The sequence below is a fragment of the uncultured Sulfitobacter sp. genome (assembly GCF_947500075.1).
GTDB lineage: Bacteria > Pseudomonadota > Alphaproteobacteria > Rhodobacterales > Rhodobacteraceae > Sulfitobacter.
This window is the reverse complement of record NZ_CANMQS010000004.1, coordinates 89,084-111,278: the sequence shown is the minus strand read 5'-3', so window position 1 is coordinate 111,278 and position 22,195 is coordinate 89,084. Positions and strand designations below refer to the sequence as shown.

Annotated in this window: 19 protein-coding genes; 8 read left to right on the top strand and 11 right to left on the bottom strand. The window is 61.1% G+C overall.

The features are described from left to right. Positions 1–65: 65 nt before the first annotated feature. A complete protein-coding gene (locus tag Q1A91_RS13385) occupies positions 66–608 on the top strand; it encodes a winged helix DNA-binding protein (RefSeq protein WP_299878112.1) in 543 nt (180 codons plus the stop codon). A gap of 414 nt (positions 609–1,022) precedes the next feature. Here the strand turns inward: Q1A91_RS13385 and gap are convergent, their stop codons facing one another. Beyond that, entirely contained in the window at positions 1,023–2,027 is a 1,005-nt protein-coding gene (gene gap / locus Q1A91_RS13380) for a type I glyceraldehyde-3-phosphate dehydrogenase (protein WP_299878109.1), read from the bottom strand. Positions 2,028–2,191: 164 nt separating this feature from the next. Here gap and Q1A91_RS13375 point away from each other — a divergent pair, with 164 nt between their 5' ends. Beyond that, on the top strand, positions 2,192–3,073 hold the full coding sequence (locus Q1A91_RS13375) for a BadF/BadG/BcrA/BcrD ATPase family protein (protein ID WP_299878106.1): 882 nt from the start codon (positions 2,192–2,194) through the stop codon (positions 3,071–3,073). On the opposite strand, the gene Q1A91_RS13370 is transcribed toward Q1A91_RS13375, so the two are convergent. Genes Q1A91_RS13370 through Q1A91_RS13350 form a run of 5 tightly spaced genes read right to left on the bottom strand, consistent with a single transcriptional unit; the run spans position 3,070 to position 8,891 of the window. Beyond that, positions 3,070–4,344 (bottom strand): amidohydrolase family protein, encoded by a 1,275-nt coding sequence (locus tag Q1A91_RS13370; protein ID WP_299878103.1) that lies wholly within the window; start codon positions 4,342–4,344, stop codon positions 3,070–3,072. The two genes, Q1A91_RS13375 and Q1A91_RS13370, sit on opposite strands and share 4 nt — an antisense overlap. Beyond that, positions 4,344–5,288: an ABC transporter permease gene (locus Q1A91_RS13365; RefSeq protein WP_299878100.1), complete on the bottom strand. Its 945-nt coding sequence runs from the start codon at positions 5,286–5,288 to the stop codon at positions 4,344–4,346. The genes Q1A91_RS13370 and Q1A91_RS13365 overlap by 1 nt, the downstream gene beginning before the upstream one ends. Beyond that, entirely contained in the window at positions 5,288–6,337 is a 1,050-nt protein-coding gene (locus Q1A91_RS13360; protein ID WP_299878098.1) for an ABC transporter permease, read from the bottom strand. Before Q1A91_RS13360 ends, Q1A91_RS13365 begins: the two co-directional genes overlap by 1 nt. Continuing rightward, positions 6,327–7,871, bottom strand: coding sequence for an ABC transporter ATP-binding protein (locus tag Q1A91_RS13355; RefSeq protein WP_299878095.1), 1,545 nt, complete (start codon positions 7,869–7,871; stop codon positions 6,327–6,329). Before Q1A91_RS13355 ends, Q1A91_RS13360 begins: the two co-directional genes overlap by 11 nt. Then, positions 7,872–8,891, bottom strand: coding sequence for a BMP family protein (locus Q1A91_RS13350; RefSeq protein ID WP_299878092.1), 1,020 nt, complete (start codon positions 8,889–8,891; stop codon positions 7,872–7,874). Positions 8,892–9,068: 177 nt separating this feature from the next. On the opposite strand from Q1A91_RS13350, the gene Q1A91_RS13345 reads away from it, so the two are divergent. The 4 genes from Q1A91_RS13345 to Q1A91_RS13330 all read left to right on the top strand — a co-directional run bounded on the left by Q1A91_RS13345 (position 9,069) and on the right by Q1A91_RS13330 (position 14,181). Continuing rightward, positions 9,069–10,403 (top strand): aspartate aminotransferase family protein, encoded by a 1,335-nt coding sequence (locus tag Q1A91_RS13345; RefSeq protein WP_299878089.1) that lies wholly within the window; start codon positions 9,069–9,071, stop codon positions 10,401–10,403. Positions 10,404–10,639: 236 nt separating this feature from the next. Continuing rightward, positions 10,640–12,064: a calcium-binding protein gene (locus Q1A91_RS13340; protein WP_299878086.1), complete on the top strand. Its 1,425-nt coding sequence runs from the start codon at positions 10,640–10,642 to the stop codon at positions 12,062–12,064. Between the two features lie 262 nt (positions 12,065–12,326). Beyond that, on the top strand, positions 12,327–13,724 hold the full coding sequence (locus Q1A91_RS13335; protein ID WP_299878083.1) for a calcium-binding protein: 1,398 nt from the start codon (positions 12,327–12,329) through the stop codon (positions 13,722–13,724). A gap of 79 nt (positions 13,725–13,803) precedes the next feature. After that, positions 13,804–14,181, top strand: a complete 378-nt coding sequence (locus tag Q1A91_RS13330; RefSeq protein WP_299878080.1) for a nuclear transport factor 2 family protein — start codon at positions 13,804–13,806, stop codon at positions 14,179–14,181. 38 nt (positions 14,182–14,219) lie between these two features. On the opposite strand, the gene Q1A91_RS13325 is transcribed toward Q1A91_RS13330, so the two are convergent. Beyond that, positions 14,220–16,496 carry an adenosylcobalamin-dependent ribonucleoside-diphosphate reductase gene (locus tag Q1A91_RS13325; RefSeq protein WP_299878077.1) on the bottom strand — a complete coding sequence of 759 codons (2,277 nt, stop codon included), beginning with the start codon at positions 16,494–16,496 and terminating at the stop codon, positions 14,220–14,222. 230 nt (positions 16,497–16,726) lie between these two features. Between Q1A91_RS13325 and Q1A91_RS13320 the strand changes: the two genes are divergently transcribed. After that, positions 16,727–17,155: a DUF1489 domain-containing protein gene (locus Q1A91_RS13320; protein WP_299878074.1), complete on the top strand. Its 429-nt coding sequence runs from the start codon at positions 16,727–16,729 to the stop codon at positions 17,153–17,155. A gap of 268 nt (positions 17,156–17,423) precedes the next feature. Here Q1A91_RS13320 and hisG read toward each other — a convergent pair whose 3' ends face one another. Genes hisG through hisS form a run of 3 tightly spaced genes read right to left on the bottom strand, consistent with a single transcriptional unit; the run spans position 17,424 to position 20,748 of the window. Beyond that, positions 17,424–18,113 carry an ATP phosphoribosyltransferase gene (gene hisG, locus Q1A91_RS13315; RefSeq protein WP_299878072.1) on the bottom strand — a complete coding sequence of 230 codons (690 nt, stop codon included), beginning with the start codon at positions 18,111–18,113 and terminating at the stop codon, positions 17,424–17,426. Then, on the bottom strand, positions 18,110–19,189 hold the full coding sequence (locus tag Q1A91_RS13310; RefSeq protein ID WP_299878069.1) for an ATP phosphoribosyltransferase regulatory subunit: 1,080 nt from the start codon (positions 19,187–19,189) through the stop codon (positions 18,110–18,112). Before Q1A91_RS13310 ends, hisG begins: the two co-directional genes overlap by 4 nt. After that, positions 19,189–20,748, bottom strand: coding sequence for a histidine--tRNA ligase (gene hisS / locus Q1A91_RS13305; RefSeq protein WP_299878066.1), 1,560 nt, complete (start codon positions 20,746–20,748; stop codon positions 19,189–19,191). Before hisS ends, Q1A91_RS13310 begins: the two co-directional genes overlap by 1 nt. Before the next feature lie 170 nt (positions 20,749–20,918). Between hisS and Q1A91_RS13300 the strand changes: the two genes are divergently transcribed. Continuing rightward, positions 20,919–21,113: a SlyX family protein gene (locus Q1A91_RS13300; protein ID WP_299878063.1), complete on the top strand. Its 195-nt coding sequence runs from the start codon at positions 20,919–20,921 to the stop codon at positions 21,111–21,113. 75 nt (positions 21,114–21,188) lie between these two features. On the opposite strand, the gene Q1A91_RS13295 is transcribed toward Q1A91_RS13300, so the two are convergent. Beyond that, a complete protein-coding gene (locus tag Q1A91_RS13295) occupies positions 21,189–22,124 on the bottom strand; it encodes a hypothetical protein (protein WP_299878060.1) in 936 nt (311 codons plus the stop codon). Between the last annotated feature and the right edge of the window lie 71 nt (positions 22,125–22,195).

Sequence of the window (22,195 nt, the reverse complement as noted above, 5' to 3'; positions counted from 1 at the left end):
GACAAATATTCTTGCAATTTGACGGTAAATCACTAGCGTTTTATCCACAGAAAAGCGGAGCAGACATGGCCGATCCCACAGAAACCCCGCCCGACAAACCCCTGCCCGAGCGGCGGATCGTCTCTTCCCGGCACCTTGCCGAAGGGGAAGGCTGGGAAGCCTCTGAACTCGAATACGGCATGATCATCGCCTGCAATGCCTTCAACCGCTGGATGCAGCGCTGCATGGCGGCGGCAGGCAATGCAGATCTGACGGCACTGGAAATCCTCGTTCTGCACAACACCAACAGCCGCAGCCGCGAAAAACGGCTGGGGGACATCTGTTTCCTGCTGAACATCGAAGACACGCATACGGTCAACTACGCCCTGCGCAAGCTGCTGAAATCCGGCTTGCTGGCGTCAGAACGGCGCGGCAAGGAAGTGTTCTACCGCACCTCTGCCGAGGGTGCAGCACTTTGTGCAGCCTACCGCAAGGTGCGCCAGTCTTGTTTCCTCGACGGGCTGTCCCACATGGGCATCAGCGGCACCGAACTGCGCCAGATCGCCGCCAGCCTGCGGGCGATGTCAGGGCAATACGACCAGGCCAGCCGCGCTGCGACCTCGCTCTAGGGTCTATTGACATTCATAACAATTCACCAGTTTCAGTCCGAAATTGCTCAGGTCTAGGAACGGGAGCGCAGCAATAACGGGTTATTTCAAGCTCACGTGACGACGCCCTGGGCAATTTCGGCGAAACCGCTTCGCGGCGCGGCAGATTTTGCCCTCAGCGTCGCAGATTTGCCCTACCGATGGCCCGCATCGCTGCGGTCAAATCAGCGCACTGGAGGCAAAATCTGTCTCGCGCTGGTGAACTGTTATGAATGTCAACAGACCCTAGCACCCCGCGCACTGGCAGGCCGCCCCCCTTCTCAACCGGTGCCTGCCACGTCCCATCCTCGGAACGGGTGATGGCACACCACCAACGCCTCTTCTCTTTTTGGCCAAAAATATCCCGACACAACGCCCGCACAAACGATACGCCTGTTAGCGCATCAATCCCGCCATCACGCGGGCTGTGTCGTTCATCCGGCACGAAAAACCCCATTCGTTGTCATACCAGCTGACCACACGCATCATGCCGCCATCAGTCATCTTGGTCTGCGCCGGGGCAAAGCAGGACGAATGCGGATCATGGTTGAAATCAATCGACACCATCGGATCGGGTTCATAGGACAACACGCCTTTCAGCGGACCTTCTGACGCCGTTTTCAGCGCCGCATTCACCGCTTCAACGGAGGTGGCGCGGGCAGGCATGAAGCTCAGGTCCACCATCGACACGTTCAGCGTCGGCACCCGCACGGCAGAACCTTCCAGCTTGCCTTTCAGTGCCGGCAGCACCAGTGAAATCGCCGCCGCCGCCCCCGTGGATGTGGGCACCATGGAGGCCGAAGCCGCGCGGCCCCGATACGGGTCGCGGTGCGCGCTGTCATGGCTGGGCTGATCGCCTGTGAAGGCGTGGATCGTGGTCATGTATCCGGTTTCAATCCCGCAGGTTTGCTCCAGCACCATCGCCAGCGGCGCCAGACAATTCGTCGTGCAGGAGGCGTTGGAAACGATCACATCCTTCGCCGTCAGGTCTCCATGGTTCACGCCGTACACCACCGTGCGGTCCGCGCCTTTGCCGGGGGCGGAAATCAGAACCCGTTTGCTGCCGTTCTCCAGATGTTTCGCCGCCGCATCGCGCGCGGTGAAATGGCCGGTGCATTCGTACACGATGTCCACATCGCCCCAGGGCAGCTTGGTCGGATCGCGCTCTTCGGTCAGCCGCGCGGTGTGGGGGCCGACGTGCATCACATTCCCCTCCACACGCGCATCCGTGGTCAGACGCCCATGCACGCTGTCGTATTTGAGCAGATGCAGCAGTGTCTCGTTCGGGGCCAGGTCGTTGATCGCCACCACCTCGATATCGGTACTGCCGTCTTCCAGCAGCGCGCGCAGCACGCAGCGCCCGATCCGGCCAAATCCGTTGATTGCAATCTTGATGGACATGAGGCTTTTCCTTTTGTTGAGGACGTGCATCTTTTGTTGCAATGACTGTTAGCGCTAACTAATCCTGTTTTCAACCCGGTTGGTCCTGTTGCACTGCACCGCCCATGAAGTAGGATGCGCGGCAAGCGGTTGGATCGGTCCACCCTTTGAGCCAAGGAAGACGGATGTCAGCAGCACAAAACAGGGTCATCGTGGCCGTTGACGGAGGCGGGACCGGCTGCCGTGCAGCTGTCGGGACGCTGGCGGCTGGCATCCTTGCGCAGGCCACGGGAAAATCCGCCAATGTCGCCACGGGATATGAAGCGGCACTCACGAATATGACCGACGCTGTGGCCGATGCCCTGGCGACAGCGGGGCTCAACGGAACGCCGCTCGACCAGATCACCGCCCATGTGGGCGTGGCCGGGGCCAACTCCCAAGCCGCTGTGGACCGCGTTGCTGCGGCCCTGCCCTACGGCCAGACCAGCGCCACGGCGGATCGCGAAACCACCGTGATCGGCGCCTTGGGCGAAGCCGATGGCTATGTCCTCGCCCTTGGCACCGGGCCGATCATTGCCTGTCAGCAGCAGGGCACCATCCGCCATGTCGCGGGCTGGGGGTTCAAACTGTCGGACCAAGCCGCAGGCGCCTGGCTGGGGCGTCGGTTGCTGGAGGAGGTCTTGCTCGCCCACGACACCATGCGTCCTCACAGCCCGCTCAGCCGCGCGATGCTGGACCAGCACGGCGGGTTGCACGGCGTGATCGCCTTTGGCGCGGATGCGGTGCCGGGGGATTATGCGAAACTCGCGCTCGACATCGTTCCTGCGGCTGAGGCGGGCGATGCCATCGCGGTTGGTCTGATGCAGGAAGGCGTGCGGTTTCTCCAAAGCGGGCTGGACGCGCTTGGGTTTGCCGAAGGGGATACGCTCAGCCTCGCCGGGGGCCTTGGCCCCAAATACGAAAGCTGGCTTGCGCCCACCTACACCCACGCCCTGACGCCGCCATTGGGCACAGCCCTGCAAGGCGCGTTTGAGATGGCCTGCAAAGCCGTTCGCGTGACCGCCTAACCCGCCCGGTGCCTGCGCCGCACCGAGGCAGGCCGCCCCGGCAGGCTCAACTGCGCCTCATTGCGCGCCTGCCGCGCGATCACCTTGCCCTTGGCAATCACACACAACCGATCCGGCCTGAGCCGCAGCGCCTCCACCGCGCTGCCCGCATCCAGCACCACCATCGATGCCTTCGCGCCGACCCGCAGCCCATAATCCTGCAACCCCATGATCTGCGCATTCCCCGTCGTGACCATGTCAAAGCACCGCTGCATCTCTGCCGGAGAGGTCATCTGCGCCACGTGCATCCCCATGAAAGCCACATCCAGCATGTCGCCCGTGCCCAGCGAATACCACGGGTCCAGCACGCAATCCTGACCCCAGCCCACGGTGATGCCATGGGCCTGCATCTCCTTCACCCGCGTGAGGCCCCGGCGTTTCGGATAGGTATCATGCCGCCCCTGAAGAACGATGTTAATCAACGGATTAGGGATCGCCGCCACCTCGGCCTCCGCCATCAGTGGCAGCAGTTTGGAGACATAGTAGTTGTCCATCGAATGCATCGAGGTCAGGTGCGATCCCGCCACCCGGCCCTGCAATCCCAGACGTGTGGTCTCAAAGGCCAGTGTTTCGATATGCCGCGACATCGGGTCGTCGGTTTCATCGCAGTGCATGTCGACCATCAAGCCGCGTTCCGCCGCGATCTCGCACAGGGCGGTCACTGACCGCGCGCCATCCGCCATCGTGCGTTCAAAATGCGGAATGCCACCCACCACGTCGACGCCCATATCCAGCGCGCGGATCGTGTTCTCATATGCCGTCGGATCCCGGTAGAGGCCATCCTGCGGGAAGGCCACGAGTTGCAGGTCGATGTACTCCGCAACCTCCTTCTGCACCTCCAGCAACACCTCCACCCCCATCAGGCTGTCGTGGCAGGTGTCCACATGGGACCGGATCGCCAGCAGCCCCAATGAGGCCGCCCAGTCACAATAGGTCAGCGCGCGGGCCTTGACCTCATCGGCTTTCATCACTTCTTTGAGTTCACCCCACAGGCCAATCCCCTCCAGCAAAGTGCCTGAGGCATTGATGCGCGGGATGCCGTAGCTCATCGTGGCGTCCATATGGAAATGCGGATCGACCAGCGGCGGGCTGACCAGATCGCCGGTGGCGTCGATGATTTCCCCGGCTTGCGCGTCCAGCGGCTCCATCGCGGCGATGAGGCCGTCCTTGATGCCGATGTCAGTGGTGGTGCCATCGGGCAGCGTGCCGCCTTTTACGATGAGATCGAACATCAGCGTTCTCCTTTATTGAAAGGCACCATGAGGGCAGCGGGGACTTGCGCCCGCCGCGACATCACAACCAGCGCAAGGATGGACAGAACATAAGGTGCCATCAGGAAAATCTGGTACGGTACATCCGCGCCCAGCGGCGTCTGCTGCACCCGGATTTGCAGCGCATCAAACGCCGCAAACAGCACCGCGCCCAACAGCGTTTTCCACGGCATCCACGATCCGAAGACGACCAGTGCGATACAGATCCAGCCCCGCCCGTTCACCATCTCGAAAAAGAACGAATTGAACGCGCTCATGGTCAGGAACGCCCCGCCTACGGCCATCAACCCGCTGCCGACCATCACCGCGCCCATCCGGATGGCGGTGACGCTGAGGCCCTGCGCCTCCACCGCCGCAGGGTTTTCGCCCGCCGCGCGCAGGGCGAGGCCCAGCGGTGTCCGGTACAGCGTGAAGCTGACCACGCCCACGAGGATAAAGGCGAGGTAGGTCAGCGGGGTTTGGGAGAACAGCGCCGGGCCGATCAGGGGCAGGTCTGAAAGGAACGGGATTTCATAAGGCTGAAACGCTTCGATCTTTGGGGGCGACGTGACCTCCGGCAGGGCCAGACGGTAGCAATAGTAGGTCAGCGATGTGGCCAGTAGCGTGATGCCAAGGCCGACCACGTGCTGGCTCAACCCAAACGGCACTGTCAGCGTCCCGTGCAGCAGCCCGAACAGCATCCCCGATGCCATCGCCACAGCCACGCCAAACCACAGCCCGCCGCCCAGATAGACCGCCATCCAACCTGCGAAAGCGCCCACCACCATGATCCCTTCGATCCCGAGGTTCAGCACCCCTGCCCGCTCGCAGATCAGCTCGCCCAGCGCGGCAAAGATCAGGGGCGACGCAATGCGGATCGCAGCGGTCCAGAAACTGGCGGAGAGGAGAATGTCGATAATATCCATCAATCGCGCCTCACTCGGAACTTGGTGAGCATGATCGCCAGCACCATGAGGAGCAGTGACAGCGCCAGCATGATATCGGCCAGATAGGTCGGCACGCCTGCTGCGCGGCTCATGCTGTCTGCCCCCACAAAGATGCCCGCGACAAAGAGTGCCGCGACCACCACGCCCAGCGGGTTCAGAAGCGCCAGCATCGCCACGATGATGCCCGTGTAGCCAAATCCGGGGGAGATATCCAAGGTCAGGCTGCCTTTCAGCCCCGCCACTTCGGAGAAGCCTGCAAGGGCCGCCAAGCCCCCGGACAGCAACGCGGTTTTGATCAGCACCGCGTTCACCGGGATGCCTGCGAATTTCGCGGCTTCCGCGTTCAGTCCCACCGCGCGCATCTCATAGCCGAGCGTCGTGCGGCGCTGGATCACCCAGACGACGAGCGCAGCGATCAGCGCCAAGGCAAACCCCCAATGCAACCGCAGCCCGTCAAAGATGCGCGGCAGGCGGGCCTCTGCAATCAAACGCGCGGATTTGGGCCAGCCCAGCCCCATCGGGTCTTTCAGCGCGCCTTCCAGCAGCATCGAAACCCACAGCAGGACGACGAAGTTCAACAAGAGCGTGGTAACAACTTCATCCACGCCGAAACGGGTTTTCAAAAAGGTCGGGACCAGCAGCACCAGCGCACCCGCACAAATCGCCGCCACCGCCATCGCAGGCAGCAGTGCGAAGGCAGGCCATGCCAAAGCGCCCGTGCCCAGCACCACCGTCACGACCGCGCCGACATAGAGCTGCGCCTCCGCCCCGATGTTCCACAGCTTGGCGCGGAAAGCGACGGCCACGGCCAGTCCGGTGAAGATCAGCGGGGTCGCGCGGTTCAGCGTCTCCAGCAGGGCAAATTTCGATCCGAACGCGCCTTTGATGATCAGGCCCAGCACCGAAAATGGATTTGCGCCTGCGATCATCGCCAGCAGTGACGCGGCCACGACCGTGGCCACCATCGCCAGCGCGGGCAGGCCCAAGGTGCGGCTGAGCGGCGGGTTGGCGATGGGTTCAAGCCGCATCTGCGCCCTCCTCAAACCCGTGACCGGCCATCCAGACGCCCAGTTCGGTGGTGGTCTTCGTCCCGCGCGCAAAACCGGGGGAGAGACGCCCTTCGGAAATCACATGGATCACATCCGACAGTTGCATGATTTCATCCAGATCTTCGGAGATCAGCAACACCGCCGCCCCGCGATCCCGCGCGGCCAGCAGCTGTTCGTGCACATAGGTCAGCGCGCCGATGTCCAGCCCGCGCACGGGTTGATTGGCGAGGATCACCTGCGGCTCTGTCTCCAGCACCCGGCCGAGGATCAGCTTTTGCATGTTCCCGCCGGACAGCAGGCGAATGGGCGTCTCCGGGCCGGGGCAGCGCACGTCATAGCCTGCGATCACCTCTTGCGTGAAGCCGCGTGCGGCGCGCCAGTCCATCCAGCCGCGATTGCTGAAAGGGGGCTTGGCGTAAAGCTCTAGCACGGCGTTTTCGGTCAGGTCGAAATCCGCGATGGTGCCGGTCTTGTGGCGGTCTTCGGGGATGCGCGCGATACCTGCGGCGAGGGCTGCGCGGGGGGACCAGTTTGTCGGGGCGGTGTCGCCCACGTCCAACGTTCCCGAAGCGGGGGCGATCAGCCCGCCGATGAGGTCCGCCAGCGCGGCTTGTCCATTGCCCGAAACGCCCGCCAATCCGGTGATCTGGCCAGCGCACAACTCAAAGTTGACAGCTGTCAACTTTTGCGCCTGCCCGCGCGGCGGTGTTGAGACATCTTTTAGCGTGATCAATGCCTTACCCGGTGTTGCGTCAGAAACGTCCGGTGGGGCGACTTCGGCGCCAACCATCATTTGCGCCATCTGGTGGCGGTCCACATCTGCGGTGCGGGCTTCTGCCACCAGCTTGCCATGGCGCAGCACCACCACGCGGGAGGAAATCGCCGTGACCTCATGCAATTTGTGGCTGATGAAGATCACAGACAGGCCCAACGCCACGGCTTTGCGCATGGTGGCAAACAGATCATCGGTTTCCTGCGGGGTCAGCACGGCGGTGGGTTCATCCAGGATCAGGATCCGCGCATCGCGGTAGAGCGCCTTGAGGATCTCCACCCGCTGCCGTTCGCCCACCGTGAGGCTGCCGACCATCGCATCGGGGTCCACCGCCAGACCGTAGTCCGCCACCAGTTGCACGATCTTGCGCCGCGCGGCACCCTTGCCAAAACCCAGCCGCCACAGGGGCGCTGTGCCCAGCACGATATTCTCCAGCACGCTCATGTTGTCGGCCAGCGTGAAATGCTGGTGCACCATACCGACGCCCGCGTTCAGCGCTGCGGCAGGTGTGCCGGGGGGGAGCGTGTTGCCAAAGACCTCCACCGATCCTTCATCCGCCGTGTAATGGCCGAAGAGGATGTTCATCAGCGTCGTCTTGCCCGCGCCATTTTCCCCAAGCAGCGCAATCACTTCGCCCTGATGCAGGGAGAAGCTGATGGCGTCATTGGCCACCAGATTGCCAAAGCGTTTGGTGATGGTGTCGAGGCGCAGAACAACCTGCGCCCCGTCTTCATGGGTCATTTAGCTGGACTTCGGCTCTTCATCGTTGATCGTCACGACGTAGGAGCCATCCATGATGGCCGCCGTCCGCTCTTCCACCAGTTTCATCGCCGCTTCGGGCACTTTGCCCTCAAACGTGCCGAGGGGCGCGAGGGAGCAGCCGCCTTCCTTCATGAAGGAGTAAACGCCGTAGTCCTTGGCGGTGAATGTGCCCGCCTGCACGGCCGCAATCGCCGCATCCAATGTCGGTTCAAAGTGCCAGATGGCGGAAGCCACAACCGTGTCGGGATATTCGGCTTGGGTGTCGATCACGTTGCCGATGGCGAGGATGCCTTTCTCCTTCGCGGCATCCGACACACCGAAGCGTTCGGCATAGAGCAGGTCCGCGCCGTTTTCGATCATCGCGAATGCGGTTTCCTTGGCTTTGGGCGGATCGAACCACGAGCCAATGAAGCTGACCTGGAAGGAAATATCCGGCTTCATCTCTGCCGCGCCAGCCATGAAGGCGTGCATCAGGCGGTTCACTTCCGGGATGGGGAAGCCGCCGACCATGCCGATGTTGCCGGTTTGTGTCATGGCGCCTGCGATGATGCCCGACAGATACGCCGCGTCCTGAATGTAGTTGTCAAAGACGGAGAAGTTGGGGAGTGCGGGGTCTTCCTTGAACGACGAGCCCATGAGGAAAGCCACGTTGGGATATTCGGCGGCGACTTCACGCGCCTCTTGTTCCGCGCCAAAAACCTCACCGATGATCAATGTGTTACCGGCTTCGGCGTATTCGCGCATGACGCGGGCGTAATCGGTGTTGGCGGTGTTTTCGGTGAAAGTGTATTCGATGTCGCCCCGCGTCTGTGCCGTCTCGGCGGCCAGGTGGATGCGGCTGACCCATTGCTGTTCCACCGGCACGGTATAGATGCCCGCAACCTTGATCGGGTCCGCGGCCCATGCGCGTTTCGGCAGGATCGCAGCAGCACCCGCAAGGGCGGCAGCAGAGCCCAGCAGGTGGCGGCGGGTGATGGATGTGGTCTGTCGTGAAGTCATGTAGCGTTCCCCCAATTGGAATTTCTGCCCGCAGCGTTTGCGCAAACACCGGGAGGGTCAAGGGCAGATGTGGCTGGACGGGGGCATAACTGCCAAAAAATGAGGCAGTGCCTTCTGCTTTGGCAGGATCTAAAATAGAAGATCAGAGCAATGTACTACCTCAGATGGAGATGACCCATGAGCCACGTCCTGCGCCGTGTTTTGACCGGAGATCAGCCCGTGATTGTCAAAGGCGAAGGGGCGTTCCTTATTGATGCGACCGGCAAGAGGTATCTGGACGCCTGCGGTGGCGCGGCAGTGTCCAGCCTCGGCCATGACAACAAGGCGGTGCGGGCCGCAGTGGCCCGGCAGATGGAAACGCTGAGTTTTGCGCATACGGGGCTGTTCACCAACCAACCGGCAGAGGATCTGGCCGACTACCTGATCGCCCGCGCGCCAGAGGGGACCGGCGAAGGTCGGGTGATGTATCTGGGCAGCGGGTCGGAAGCGATGGAAGCGGCGCTGAAGCTGGCGCGGCAGTACCATCTGGAAAATGGCCAACCGGAGCGCGCGCGGATCATCGCGCGGATGCCAAGCTATCATGGCAACACGCTGGGCGCTTTGGCCGTCAGCGGCCACGCGGGCCGCCGTGCGCCCTTTGCGCCGCTGTTGGTGGATGTTGAACACATCGACGCCGCCTATGCCTACCGTTTTCAACACGCAGGGGAGAGCGAGGCCGCCTTCGCCCTGCGCATGGCCAACCAGCTGGAGGAGCGCATCCTGACGCTGGGCCCCGATACTGTCGCTGCCTTTGTGGCGGAGCCTGTGGTCGGCGCGTCGCTGGGATCGCAACCCGCCCCGGCAGGGTATTTCAAGCGGATCAGGGAGATCTGCGACACCTACGGCGTGCTCTATATCGCGGATGAGGTGATGTGCGGCATGGGGCGCACGGGCAGTCTGTTTGCGCTGGAGCAGGAAGGAATTGCCGCAGACATCACCACAATGGCAAAAGGGCTGGGTGCCGGATACCAGCCGATTGCGGCGGTGATGGCGGCGGAGAAGGTCATGGCGCCCATTCTGGCAGGCAGCGGCAAGCTGTGGAACGGGCATACCTACATGTCACATGCGGTGGCCACCGCAGGGGCCATGGCGGTGATGAAGGAAATCGACGACCGCAACCTGCTGGCCGATGTGTGCAGCCTTGGCGCGCAACTGGAAACCGGGTTGCGCGATGCGTTGCAGGATCATCCCCATGTGGGTGACATTCGCGGGCGGGGATTGTTCTGGACCGTGGAAATGGTTGCGGACCGCGCGACCAAGGCCCCCTTCGATGCCGCGCGCAATCTGGCCGGTCGGGTGTTGAAGGCGGCAATGGAGGCCGGCGTGATCTGCTACCCCTCGCAGGGCTGCGCGGATGGAGCCGCAGGCGATCACGTTCTGCTTGCGCCCTGTTTCACCTCCACGCCGGAGGAGATCGATCAGATCGTCGCAACCCTTGCTCAGACCGTTGATGCGGAAACCAAGGCGGCATGACGTCCCGCGGTTCTCTGGGACCTTAACGACTCGCTCATCTACTTTTTCAATTTTTAGAGAAATAATCGTTGAGTTTTCTGCGCCTTCGTTCTTATGTCGACGCATAAAAATACCATAGGGCGAGCAGGCCCCATTTAGATCAATCATCTGAGGCTCAGGATGTCTCCCGTTTTCGCGGGCCCTTTCCTCGCGTTTTGACCACGCCTGTAACGTTCTCATTCTTACAGCTCTGACAGATGTCAGACATTAATGGAGACAACGATATGTTGCAAAATGGCGATTCCGGAAACAACACGCTGACAGGCGGCGCCGATCAGGACACTCTTAACGGCTTTGGCGGCAATGACACCCTGATTGGCAATGGCAATGACGATGTGCTGAATGGCAATGGCGGCAGTGATGAGCTTTTTGGCGGTCTGGGGAATGACACGCTGATTGCGGGAACCGGTAATGATTATCTAGAAGGCGGTGAGGGCGATGACCTTTACATCCTGCGCGGTGATCTGTTTGAGGATTTCGTTCGTGTCGGGCTTGGAGACGACACCATCGATGCGCGGCAGGCCAGCTCATCCGGGGGCTTTTTGGGCGTTGATCTCGATTCCTCTGTCGAAAGCGCGCTTTTCCTGATCGACGGCGTTGAGAATTTCGCGGCCATCGTGAGCGATCTGGGGTCGGGCAATTTCGGCTTCACCGACATCCTTGGTCTGAACGGATACATGGAGTTTAACGAAGTCAACACCAATGGCGGCGCTGGCTTTACCGGAACGTCTGGCGATGACCTGTTCCTTGTAGATGCAGGTGACAGCGGCTGGGTCAGCATTCGTCCCGGTGAGGGCGATGATGAAATTCGGATTGAGGGAAATGGGACCGTCAGGCTTGACTATGCCGACGCCAGCGCCGGCATTTTCGCAAACCTCCATTTTGGGATCGTTGCGGATGCAACGCCGGGATTTGGGCTGGATCGGATCACCGGCAGCGGTGGCGTGCGCGAGCTGCGTGGCAGTGACTTCGATGATGAGATTTTTGGTTCTGATGCGGATGAGCGTTTCATTCTGCGCCAAGGCGATGATTTCGTTGCCGGGCGCGGCGGCACCGATACGGTCCGCTATGACCGCAGCAATGTCGGTCCGATTGACGTTGACCTGACACAGAACACGGCCACCGGCACATGGAGCGGCAACGCCTTCACCCATACCCTGCTCAGCATCGAGAACATCCGCGGGTCCCGCGACGGGGCCGATGACATCACCGGCAACGGCAAGGACAACCAGCTTGAAGGGCGCGGTGGCAACGACACGATTGATGGCCACGGCGGGTCAGATGTGGTGTTGGGCCAAGATGGCAATGACCGGCTGGATGGCGGCATCGGCGACGATTACCTCGAAGGCGGCAGCGGTTTTGACCGGTTCATCTTCCGGGATAATTCCGGCAACGATTTCATTGGTGACTTTGACACCAATGCGTTTGAGGACATCGTGTTGCGGGAAGTCACCGCGATTACGGATTTCACGGACCTTCAGACCAACCACCTGAGCGAAGGGCTGCGGACGCATAATGACGTGGAGGCGTTGAGCTCCATCATCTCCGATGGTGCGGGTATGACGATCACGATTTATGGCGTGACGAACGCAGAGCTTGCGGCGGACGATTTCATCTTCTGACCCAGCTTTCTATCATGACGAAAAGGGCGCGCGACTTGCGCGCCCTTTTTCCAATCCGTCGGGGAGAGAGGCATTCAGTCTTCCCAAGCGGCGTCCTTACAGCCGGGAACAAGAAGCGACTGCACGGCAAAGCGCCGTTCACTTGATCCAGACATGATCAAAGGCCTGTCCGGTTTTCACGGGCTGATGCTTGGCAGCATGGCAGTCCCTGCTGCGTTTTTCTTTCACTCTGACATCCGTCAGATACTCAGGAGGCAGCGGCATGTTGCAAAATGGCGATTCCGGAAACAACACGCTGACCGGCGGTCCGGATCAGGACACCCTCAACGGGCTTGGCGGCAACGACACGTTGATTGGCAATGACAACAACGATGTGCTGAATGGCAACGGCGGCAACGATCAGTTGTTTGGTGGTCTGGGGGATGACACGCTGATCGCAGGAACCGGGGAAGATTACCTTGAAGGGGGCGAGGGCGATGATCTGTACATCCTGCGGGGTGAGCAGTTTTACGACGAAGTGCGCGTTGGTCTCGGAGACGATACAGTTGACGCACGGCAAGTCGACAGCAGCGGGGGCTTTCTGGGTGTTTTCCTAGATACTTCCGCGATCGGCGCCCTTGTTCTGGTTGATGGCGTTGAGAATTTCGCGACCATCGTTACCGACTTTGGCCAAGGCAATTTCGGGTTCACGGATTTCCTCGGCATCAACAGCTATATTGCGATTGATGAGGTGAACTTTGACGGCGGTGCCACTTTTGAGGGCACCTCCGCGAATGACCTATTTCTGGTTGATCCGGGGGACAGAGGATGGGTTAACATCCGTCCCGGTGAGGGATCTGATGAGATCCGGGTCGAAGGCGATGGTTTCGTGAGGCTGGATTACTCCGACGCAACAGCAGGGATTTCCGCCAACCTTTACTTCGGGATCATCGCGGATGCGACCGCTGGAATCGCCTTGGATGAGATCACGGGCAATGGCCGTGTGAATGAGCTGCGCGGCAGTGATTTCGATGATGAGATCTTTGGCTCCAATCAGGATGACCGTTTCATTCTGCGTCAGGGCGATGATTTCGTCGCTGGTCGTGGTGGCAATGACCTTGTGCGGTATGACCGCAGCGACGTTGGTCCGGTTACCGTCGATCTGACACAGAATGTCGCCACAGGCACGTGGGGTGGCAACGCATTCACTCACGCGCTTTTCAGCATTGAGAACATTTCAGGCTCACGCGACGGTGCGGACGACATCACTGGAAACGGCAAAGACAACCTCCTTCGGGGTCGCGGTGGCAATGACACCATCGACGGCCACGGCGGGTCTGACAATGTCCTTGGCGAGGATGGCAATGACCGGCTGGATGGCGGCCTTGGCGATGATGTCCTGATTGGTGGAGCAGGTTTTGACCGGTTCATTTTCCGTGACACCTCCGGAAATGACCTCATTACCGACTTCGACACCAACGCTTTTGAAGACATCGTTCTTCGGGATGTGACCGCAATCACCGACTTTGCAGACCTGCAAGCCAACCACCTGTCCCAAACAACCCTGAACATGGGCAATGGCGACATCCTCAGTTCGGTTATCTCTGACGGGGCGGGCATGACGATTACGCTGTTTGGTGTCACCAACGCCGAACTGGCTGACGACGATTTTATCTTCTGATCGCCGGTCGGAAAAAACGTCAGGGGCGCGCGACTTGCGCGCCCCTTATTCCTCAAAAAGACTGGTACAGTCTGCGCATATGACAGCCTCTGAAACCGATCTGCTGACAGAACTGCACACCTGCGAGACGCGCGTGTGGGATGCGCTGGTGCGGGGTGATATGCAGGCGGACAGTGCCGCGTTGGATGCGGGGTTTCTGGGGGTCTACCCGGATGGTTTTGCCGGAAAAGACGCGCATGTGGCGCAGCTTGCCGACGGTCCGACCATCGCGCGCTTCGATCTTTCCGATGCTCGGGTCAAGGCCTTGGGCAGGGATTTCGCCGTCTTTTCCTACAGGGCGGATTACGTCAGGACCGGCCAGACAGCGCCAGAAACCATGTACGTCAGCTCGATCTGGCAGCGGCATGGCGCGGGCTGGATCAACGTTTTCAGTCAGGACACACCGGCCCGCGGGTGAACGCCGGGCCGGTTGATGCCGCTGCTGGCACAGCCGCGCTAGCCGCATTTGCTGTGCCCGCAAGACCCGCAGGTCATGCAGCCCTCCACCATGCGAAGGTCATATTGTCCACATGAGGGGCAGGCCTTACCGCGCTGTTCCCCAACGGCAATCACCTGCGCCTGTGGATCACTCTTCAGCCCCATGCCTTCGCCCTCGATGAAACCGGTGGCGATCATGTGTTTCTCGATCACGCCGCCGATGGCCGCCAGAATGGAGGGGATGTATTTGCCTTCCATCCACGCGCCCCCGCGCGGATCGAAGACCGCTTTCAGCTCTTCCACCACAAAGGACACATCGCCGCCCCGCCGGAACACGGCAGAGATCATCCGGGTCAGCGCAACCGTCCAGGCAAAATGCTCCATGTTCTTGGAGTTGATGAAAACCTCGAACGGGCGGCGGTGGCCGTTCAACACGATGTCGTTGATGGTGATGTAAATGGCATGTTCACTGTCGGGCCATTTGACCTTGTAGGTGTTCCCTTCCAACTCTACCGGGCGGTCAAGCGGTTCGGACATGTAGATCACATCGCCGCCTTCCTCCACCAGTTGAGGGCCGTCAGCCGGGGCCTTTTCAGTGGATTCCGACACGCTAAGCACGGAGCCGGTGACCGCGTTGGGGCGGTAGGTGGTGCAGCCTTTGCAGCCGGTGTCCCAAGCTTCCATGTAGACGTCCTTGAAGGCATCAAAGCTGATGTCTTCCGGGCAGTTGATGGTTTTGGAGATGGAGCTGTCGACCCACTTTTGTGCGGCCGCCTGCATCTTGACGTGATCAAGCGGCGGCAAGGTCTGCGCGTTGACGAAATAGTCCGGCAGGGGCGCATCACCTTTCAGGTCACGCCACAGTTGCACTGCGTAATCAACGACTTCTTCTTCGGTGCGGCTGCCGTCTTTTTGCAGCACCTTGCGGGTGTAGGCATAGGCGAACACCGGCTCGATCCCCGAGGACACGTTGCCCGCATAGAGGCTGATCGTGCCGGTTGGCGCGATGGAGGTCAGCAGGGCGTTGCGAATGCCGTGCGTGCGGATGGCCTCGCGCACATCGTCGTCCATCATCTCCATCGTGCCGGATTTCAGGTAGGCGTCGGCGTCAAACAGTGGAAACGCGCCCTTTTCCTTGGCCAGTTCAACAGAGGCGAGATAGGACGCCCGCGCAATGGCCTTGAGCCATTCCTCGGTCTGGGCGGCCGCCTCATCACTGCCATAGCGCTGGCCGAGCATCAGCAGCGCATCCGCCAGCCCCGTCACGCCAAGGCCGATCCGCCGTTTCGCCTGCGCTTCGCGCGCCTGTGCGTCGAGCGGAAATTTGGAGACATCCACGACATTGTCCATCATCCGCACAGCTGTGGCGACCAGTTCGTTCAGCGCGTCGATGTTCAGTTCCGCGTTGGCCTCAAACGGATCGCTGACCAACCGCGCAAGGTTGATGGACCCCAGCAGACACGCGCCATAGGGCGGCAGAGGCTGTTCGCCGCAAGGGTTGGTGGCGGCAATCGTCTCACAATAGTTGAGGTTGTTGGCCTGATTGATCCGGTCGATGAAGATCACACCCGGTTCGGCGTAATCATAGGTCGCCTGCATGATCCGGTTCCACAGATCGCGCGCCTGCACCGTGCGGTAGACCTTGCCGTCAAAGACCAGATCCCAGGGACCATCGGCCTTGACCGCTTCCATGAAGGGATCGGTGATCAGCACGGACATGTTGAACATCCGCAGGCGCGCGGAATCGGATTTGGCGGCGATGAAATCCTCCACATCCGGGTGATCGCAGCGCATGGTCGCCATCATCGCGCCCCGGCGGGAGCCTGCGGACATGATCGTGCGGCACATCGCGTCCCAGACGTCCATGAAGCTGAGGGGGCCTGAAGCATCCGCCGAAACGCCTTTCACATCCGCGCCCTTGGGCCGGATGGTGGAGAAATCATAGCCGATCCCCCCGCCCTGCTGCATGGTGAGGGCTGCCTCTTTCAGCATGTCAAAGATGCCGCCCATGCTGTCGGGCACGGTGCCCATGACAAAGCAGTTGAACAGCGTGACCTTGCGCGCGGTGCCGGCGCCCGCGGTGATCCGGCCGGCGGGCAGGTATTTGAAATCTTCCAAGGCGCTGTAAAACTTGTCTTCCCAGCCCTGCGCGTCGTCTTCAACCTGCGCCAGATCGCGCGCGATACGCCGCCAGGTGTCTTCAACCGTGACGTCCTTCGCGGTCCCATCGGGGGCTTTGAAGCGGTACTTCATATCCCAGATCTGTTCAGCGATGGGGGCGGCGAAACGTGTCATGGTGAGGCTTTCCTAGTCAGGGTTCAGTTGGGTGTCTTGGCACAGGGGCATGTCAGTGCAGAGGTAGCGGTCCGTCGCAGCAATCAAGGAATCAGATGTCCTTTCCTCGATCACTCCGAGGACGAGAAAACACTATATGTTGTGGATTATACGCGATCAACAACAATATTTGCCCGATTTCCAATATGTCGCACTTGCAGCCCGCAGCGTTACCTGTAATTTTAGCACGTATGACCCATGTGCACCTTATCAAACTCTCCGTTGGTACGGAGACCGTCGATGACCTGATCGCCTGGCAGGCGACAAAACGTGCGCAGGCCCCCGATGGCTGCCCGCGTCACGTCACACGCATGTGGCCGCGGCGGGAAGCGGAGGTGCTCAACGGCGGGTCGATTTTCTGGGTGATCAAGGGCGTGATCCAATGCCGTCAGGTGATCAAGCGGCTGGATGAATACATCGGCTCAGACGGCATCCGGCGCTGCGCCATTGTGCTGGAGCCCGAAATCATCCGCACCCAGACCAGCCTCAAGCGGCCTTTTCAGGGCTGGCGGTACTTGCAGCCTGCGGATGCGCCACCGGACCTGCCGGAAGGGCGCGATCACGAAGAGCCACTGCCGGTGGAGTTGAACAAGGCCTTGGCGGAGATTGGTGTTTTGTAGGCGCGTTCGATGGGTGCAAGCACCCATCCTACGGAGGAGCGGGTGGCGTAGGATGGGTGCTTGCACCCATCGCCCCCTTATCCGTAAAGCGCTTCAATCTGCGCCGCGTAAATCTCGTAAATCTTCGCGCGCGGCACCTTCATCCCGGCCAGTCCGAAGTGGCCTTCTCTGATGAAGCCTCTGGTAGATCTCGCGCGGGTCGCGGCAACCCAACCTTACCAGCAGTATGTGGAAGCAATCCCGGTCGATCTGACCATCTGACGCCGCGTCAGACCGCCTTTGCCAGAAAGGCGGCAAGCGTGTCGCGGGCGGTGTCGTCCATCTGAGCCACCCGGCTGCGCCACAGCGTGGCCTGCGATTTCAGGATCAACCCGTCGGACAGGATTTTCAAATGGTTCGCGCGCAGCGTCTCTCCGCTTGAGGTGATGTCGGCGATCATCTCTGCGGTTTCATTCTTCACCGTGCCTTCGGTGGCGCCCTGGCTGTCCACCAGCGCGTAGTCGGCAACCCCGTGCAACCGCAGGAAGTCACGGACCAAACGATGGTATTTGGTGGCAATCCGCATCCGGTCGCCATGTACCGCCCGAAACGCCGCCGCCGCGCCATCCAGATCATCCAGCGTATCCACATCCACCCAGACCTGCGGCACGGCGAGGATCAGATCGGCGTGGCCAAAGCCCAGCTCTTCGACCGGGTCGACCAATTGTTCCCACAGGGCGAGTTTTTCATGCACCAGATCCGTGCCGGTGACGCCAAGGTGAATGCGGCCCGACGCCAGTTCGCGGGGAATCTCCCCTGCCGACAGCAGCACCAGCTCAACGCCCTCAATACCCTCAACCCGGCCTGCATATTCACGGTCCGATGTGCTGCGGCTCAGCCGGATGCCCCGCGCGCCGAACCAGTCAAAGGTCTTTTCCATCAGCCGCCCCTTGGACGGCACGCCCAGCTTGATCATCACGGCGCGCCCTCCAGTTCCAGCATCATATCGGGGCGCATCACGCCGCCCACGGCGGGGATTTCCACGCCGTTGCCCAATTGCCGAGTCAGCGCGTCATAGCGCCCGCCGGAGGCGATGTTGGGCAGGTCGGGCCGTGTTGTGGCACGGAAGCCAAAGACAAACCCATCATAATATTCCATCGACACCCGGCCATAGCTGGCTTCGAAAACAAGCGCTTCGGTGTCGACCCCGCGTTTGGCCAGCGCATCCTCGCGCTCCGACACACGGGCGACCGCAGCGGCGATTTCGGGCATATCCACCGCCAGATCATGCAACCGGCTGAGCGCATGGGGCATGGTTTCACGCACGTCCAGCAGGGCTTCGATCAGGGCAACCTGCCCGTCGGACAGCGGGGGTTCTGCCGCATCGGCGCGCAGCACATCAATACGCGCATCAATCTCTGCCTGGGTGCGCCTGCCGATCAGCGGGGCATCCGACGCAGCCTGTCCCGCCAAAAGGGCCGCCCGTGTTGCAGGCACCGGCACCCGGCCTGCATAACGCTCCAGCAACGCGCGGAACCGACGGGGCCGCCAGATGTGCCGCCGCAGGGCAGCCTTGCGCGCATCGGAGGTTTCCAATCCATCCACTGCCGCCATCAGAACGCCGATGTCCCCGGTCACAGGGTCCACCGGCAACCCGGCCAGCGCGTCCGCAATGAGGGCAAAGACCTCCGCATCCGCCGCGGCAGGGTCTGCGCGGTCAAACACCTCATAGCCGACCTGCATGTATTCATTCGCCCGGTCGGGGTCCTGCTCCTGCCGCCGAAAGACCTCTCCGGCGTAGGTGTAGCGCGCAGGCTCCGCCCCATGGGCCATGTGCATTTCCACAACCGGCACGGTGAAATCGGGGCGCAGCATCTGCTCTCCGCGCAGCGCGTCGGAGGTCACATAGGCCCGCCCGCGAATGTCTTCGCCGTAAAGGTCCAGCAGCGTGGCGGCAGGCTGCAACAAGGGCACTTCGGCCACCATCGCCCCCTGCGCTTCGAACGCAGCGCGCAAGGCGGCTGCCTTGGCGCGAATGTCAGCGCGTTCGGACATCAGCCGTGCAGGTCCAGGATCTCACGCACCTTCGCCACCAGTTGGTCGCGCGGCACTTCGTACTGGCTGGGACGGTCTTTCCATTCCTCCAGCGTGGCGTTTTCCGCGATCTGGGCGCCCAGGATCAGGTCCTTGATCTGCACCACCCCGCGTGCCTGCTCATCCCCGCCTTCAATGACCGCCACAGGGCTGCTGCGTTTGTCCGCGTATTTCAGCTGGTTGCCGAAGTTCTTGGGATTGCCGAGGTACACCTCCGCCCGGATGCCCGCCTGCCTCAGTTCCGCGACCATGGCTTGGTAGTCGGCCATGCGATCCCGGTCCATGACCGTGACCACCACAGGCCCACGCGCCGTGTCTTCCAGCCGCCCCTTGGCATGCAGCGCGGCCAGCAGGCGATCCACGCCGATCGACACACCCGTTGCAGGCACCGCCTGCCCGGTGAAACGTTTGACCAGATCGTCATAGCGCCCGCCACCCGCGACGGAGCCGAAATTTCGGGGGCGGCCTTTCTCGTCTTTGATTTCAAAGGTGAGTTCAGCTTCGAACACCGGGCCGGTGTAATAGCCGAGGCCGCGGACAACGGAAGGGTCGATGACGATGCGGTCGGGGCCGTAGCCGCCTGCTGCCAGCAGATCAGCGATGGTTTCCAGTTCATCGACACCCTCTCTTCCGACCTGAGAGTTTTCAACAACTCGATGCAGTTGCATGATCGTTTTTTTATTCGTGGCACCCTTTGCGTTCAAGAACGCGAGGAAACCTTCAATAATGTAGCTAGGAAGGCCCAGCCCCTCGATAAACGCCCCAGACTGATCTTTCCTGCCGTTTCCGAGTAACTCTGCCACTCCAATGTCACCAACTTTGTCATGCTTATCCAAGGTCCTAAGAACATCGTCGGTAAGAGCGTTCATGCGCTCCCGCAAAACGTCGCCACTTTGCAGGCCTTGTTTGGAGATACCATCTGGGAACGCATTGTTCAGCTGGTTTTCGAACATACTTTCGATAATCCCGTTCAACACCTTGCGGTTGTTGACCCGCACCACATAGTCATTCCGCTCGATCCCGACCTCTTCCAGACAATCGGCCAGCATCGCGCAAATCTCTGCATCCGCCGCGACCGAAGGCGCGCCAACAGTATCCGCATCACACTGATAAAACTGCCGAAACCGCCCCGGACCGGGCTTTTCATTGCGCCACACAGGACCCATGGCATAGCGCCTGTAAGGGTTGGGCAGATCATTGCGGTGCTGGGCATAAACCCGCGCCAGGGGGGCGGTCAGATCATAGCGCAACGCCAGCCAATCGCCGGGCTTGTCCAGATCGGCATCCTCCTGCCAGGCAAAGACACCTTCGTTGGGGCGGTCCACATCCGGCAGGAACTTGCCCAGCGCCTCTACCGTCTCCACCCCGGAGCTTTCCAGCGCATCAAAGCCATAACGCTCATAAACGGCAGCAATCTTGCGCAACATGCCTGCCCGATGGGTCACCTCCGCCCCGAAATAGTCGCGAAACCCTTTCGGCGTTTCCGCGCGGGGGCGCGGGGTCTTTTTCGGCTTGGCCATTGGAGGCATCCTCATGTGCAATTATGCGCCCGCAGATAGCCCAGCCGCATGTTAATCGCAACCGGCACGCCGCCCGCGCCTGCTTCTCTTTTTGGCCTTAAATATCCATGCGCAGGTGCCTATGCGGGCGCAGCTTCCCGTGTTATGCGGCACGCAGCCAAGAGGACCCGATGGAAAAGCTTGAAGAACAGATCGCGCACCTGACCCGGACAGTGGAAGAACTGTCCGATATCGTGGCCACGCAGGCCGAAGAGATCGTGACCCTCAACCGCCGGGTGCACATGCTGATGCAGCGTGAAGGGGAGCGGGAGGCGCAGGGGGGCGGTTCGGTGGTCATTGGGGATGAGCGTCCGCCGCATTATTGAACGCAACAGATGCCGCAGCGATCGTTTTCTGAATCAGAAAACGGCCGGAATTTTTTAAAAATTCCGCGCCCTGCCTCAGCCGCCGGACTTCATCGCCGTCGCCAGCACTTTGCCGTCGTGGATCAGGGCTTCTGACCAACGGCTCGCATTGCCGAAGCTGTCATAGGCATTCACAAAAAACGTGGTGCGCTCCAGCCGTTTGATCTTGCTGCCGCAGGGCTTCTTGCGCGCCACACCGCAGACCCGCGCCTTCACCTTTTCATAGGCCTTGTCGGTCGCCCCATAGGGCAAGTCCTGCGCCGCTGGGCCATAATGCAACATGTCATAGAGCGCAGGCGCGCCGATCAGCACGTTCGCAGCTGTTAACTGTCGCGGGCAACCATCTGAAAAGCCAGTGATATAATAGGTTCGCGCTGCGACAGAACCGGGCGCGGAATCATAGACTGCAAAGCCCTTCGCCGGGCCTTTGAGGACCTTTTGCCCCATCTCCTTGCCCCGCGCCTCACAGACGCGGGCAATCACGCCGTAGGGAACCATAGTGCCAAACGCCACATCGTTGGCCTGTGCGCTGGTGGCGGATGCACCACCGCCCAACAGGCTCCAGCCGCCTGTACGCGCAGCCGGTGTGGGTGCGTCAGGCTCGGCTGGCAACGCGGCCAGCGTGGCCTCATCCGCGTCGCCCTGGGCGCCCAGCGCTTCGCTTTGCCCGTCTTCGGCTTCAACACGGGCCGCTGCCACAGCCACATTTTCGCGCGCGCGGGTGAACAGCCCCAGCAATCCGGGGCGCGGTGTGGGTTCTGGAAGGGTCACGTCGGGCGTCGTTTCCGCAGCGGATTGCGTGCCGAGAAAGCCCTCGCGTTCCTGCTCGGCTTGTGTCGGCAGCGCCTGAGCGCTCACAACGCCATCGGCCAATGCCACATCAGAAATCCGGTCAAAATCCTCGAGCGGGTCACCACAACCCGCCACAAGGACAAGCGCCCCCAGCGCCAACGTCCGTCTTATCATTGCCATCCCCAGCATTAAGAACGCAACGTAAGTAGCTGAAAATCAGGGCCAAGTCGAATCTGGCTGACGGAAGGGCA